Annotated in this window: 3 protein-coding genes; 1 reads left to right on the top strand and 2 read right to left on the bottom strand. The window is 54.8% G+C overall.

The genetic code is table 11. The annotated features are described in order from the left end of the window. Positions 1 to 619: SDR family NAD(P)-dependent oxidoreductase (locus ACXJ5O_RS24470; protein WP_457302174.1), on the bottom strand; the 619-nt coding region annotated here is incomplete at its 3' end. Between the two features lie 137 nt (positions 620 to 756). Next, the gene (locus ACXJ5O_RS24465; protein WP_210005916.1) at positions 757 to 1,863 is read right to left on the bottom strand and encodes a TRAP transporter substrate-binding protein; all 1,107 of its coding nucleotides are present in this window, start codon (positions 1,861 to 1,863) and stop codon (positions 757 to 759) included. Positions 1,864 to 2,127: 264 nt separating this feature from the next. Between ACXJ5O_RS24465 and ACXJ5O_RS24460 the strand changes: the two genes are divergently transcribed. Continuing rightward, positions 2,128 to 2,429: gamma-glutamyl-gamma-aminobutyrate hydrolase family protein (locus ACXJ5O_RS24460; RefSeq protein WP_457302173.1), on the top strand; the 302-nt coding region annotated here is incomplete at its 3' end.

The raw sequence follows: 2,429 nt of genomic DNA, 5'->3' as shown, positions 1-2,429 counted from the left end.
TGCCCTTGAGAAAGCCTTTGGCCGGCCCATCCATAATTGTCTCATTGAGACGGGTCGGAAACCAGCCAGGTGCAATAGCGTTGACCCGGATGCCGTGCGGCGCCCATTCGAGCGCCAGCGACTTGGTCATCTGGGCTACTGCCGCCTTCGACATGGCGTATGCGGCTGAACCTTTGAGCGGTGCGTCCGCCAGAATGCTCGAGAGATTGATAATGGAGCCGCCAACACCCTTGGCTATCATTCGTTTGGCAGCCTCCTGAGCGATAAAAAATGCACCCTCGACATTTACTTCGAAGATGTGCCGCAGTTGTTCGCGGGTCGTGGTGAGAGCGCGTTCGATCGTAGCCACACCAGCATTGTTGAACACCACCGTCACGGTTCCAAGGTTTTGCTCCGCCTCGTCAAAAGCGCGCGCGATATCAGCTGCGACCGTGACATCGGCGATGATGTTGAGAATGTTGGATCGATGCGCATTGTCGGGAGCGGGCGTTCGCGAAATCGAAACGACGTTCGCACCATGAGCAGCAAGTACCTGCACCATTCTCAGACCCAGGCCAGAAGAGCCCCCGGTAACCGCAATATTCTTGCCCGCTACTGAAATGGAAGGATTATCCGTCATTGAAAATACCAGTGAAACATCGTGCCTAATTGTTGCGTCACTGTTAGACTGCTCCTTGAGAGCTGACAACAGGCGGAATAAAGAACCCTGGCCTCAGGCGCGCCGGGGTTCTCGTTTTTTTCTTTGGCGACAATGAATCACAGCTTTCCGTTACGTTGCTGCACCATCATGAACGTATCAAAAGTGTATTCCGCAACCTGTGCGTACAGGAAATGTTCGTTACGAAACGCCTTGATCGAACTCCAGATTTTCTTGAACGCTGCGTTGCTGTCTTCGAGTTGTGCATAGACCCCGTTGGCTGCTTCGAAGCAGGCGGTCAGGATTTCCGGGCTGAAGGGCCGCAATTGCGCGCCACCAGCCACGAGACGCTTGATCGCTGCAGGATTTACGTAGTCGTACTTCTGCAGCATGTTGGCATCGGTGGCCTGAGCTGCCGTACGGAACAGCGATTGATAAGCTGGAGGAAGGGAATCCCACTTTTGCTTGTTGACCATGAAACTGACGGTCGGGCCGCCTTCCCACCAACCGGGGTAATAGTAATAGGGCGCGACCTTCTGAAAGCCGAGCTTCTCATCATCATAGGGCCCAACCCATTCAGCGGCATCGATCGTGCCTTTCTCAAGAGCCGGATAGATATCACCGCCTGCAATCTGCTGTGGAACAACGCCAAGGGTCTCCAAAACTTTGCCGGCAAAGCCGCCAACACGCATTTTGAGACCCTTGAGATCTTCGACGGTCTTGATCTCCTTGCGGAACCAGCCACCCATCTGTACGCCGGTGTTCCCGCCCGGATAGGCTTGCAGGCCCTGTTTGTTGAAGAATTCATTCATGAGATCGATGCCGCCGCCATGATATTGCCAGGCGTTCATGCCGCGCGCATTGAGCGCAAAGGGCACCGCAGCACCCAGGGCCCAAGTGGGATCCTTGCCCCAGTAATAATACGCGACGGTGTGGCAAAGTTCGACCGTACCGGCCGCTGCCGCGTCAGCAGCTTGAAGACCAGGAACGATTTCGCCAGCGGCGAATGGCTGGATCGTGAAGTTACCGTCTGTCGCTTCCCTCAAGTACTTCGACAAGACTTCGGCGCCGCCGTAAATCGTATCCAATGATTTGGGAAATGACGACGCGCAACGCCAGGTGACCTTCGGCGTTGACTGTGCAATCGCAGGCGCCGCAAGCGTGGTGGCTGCTGCAGCTCCTACCCCGGCAAATCCTGCCTTCGTGATGAACGAACGACGATCCATACATTCTCCTCCAGACTATGATCTTCAATTCTATCGGCCCAGATCACCAGACGATCCTGTCTGGTCCTCCCGATCTCGTGATCACCATACACACTCATCAATTCAAGTCCAGCAGATGAACCTCCATGCAGAACGACACATTGAAATGACTGAACCCAAGCGTCGAATGTGTCATCCCGCAATATTTTTCACCGCTCGCGTCGCCATTGGAAATGGGGGCAACTTACACTACATTCAGGCGAGGTCTTTTATGGAGTTAACATGATGCGGCAACCTCTCGTCGCCATAACGTCAGATGTGCGTACGTTCGAAAATTACACGTGGCACGCAGCCCCGGATCAATATCTTATGGCGGCATACGAAGCGGCTGGCGTTATTCCGTTGATCGTGCCGTCATTTGGCGAGAGCCTTGATATTGATGCCATTCTTGACGGCGTCGATGGCGTTCTCATCACGGGATCGAAGTCGAATGTTCATCCGGCTCTCTACGGCGTCGCACCCAGTGAAGCACACGAACCTTACGACCCTGCGCGCGATGCCACATCGCTGCCGCTCATCCGCAGAGC

It is taken from the genome of Phyllobacterium sp. P5_D12, from assembly GCF_054049495.1.
The sequence above is the reverse complement of the archived record's forward strand: the minus strand, read 5'-3'. Positions and strand labels throughout refer to the sequence as shown.

Excerpts from the sequence above, each read along its gene's own strand:
- ACXJ5O_RS24465 (WP_210005916.1), bottom strand. The coding sequence starts at position 1,863 with ATGGATCGTCGTTCGTTCATCACGAAGGCAGGATTTGCCGGGGTAGGA.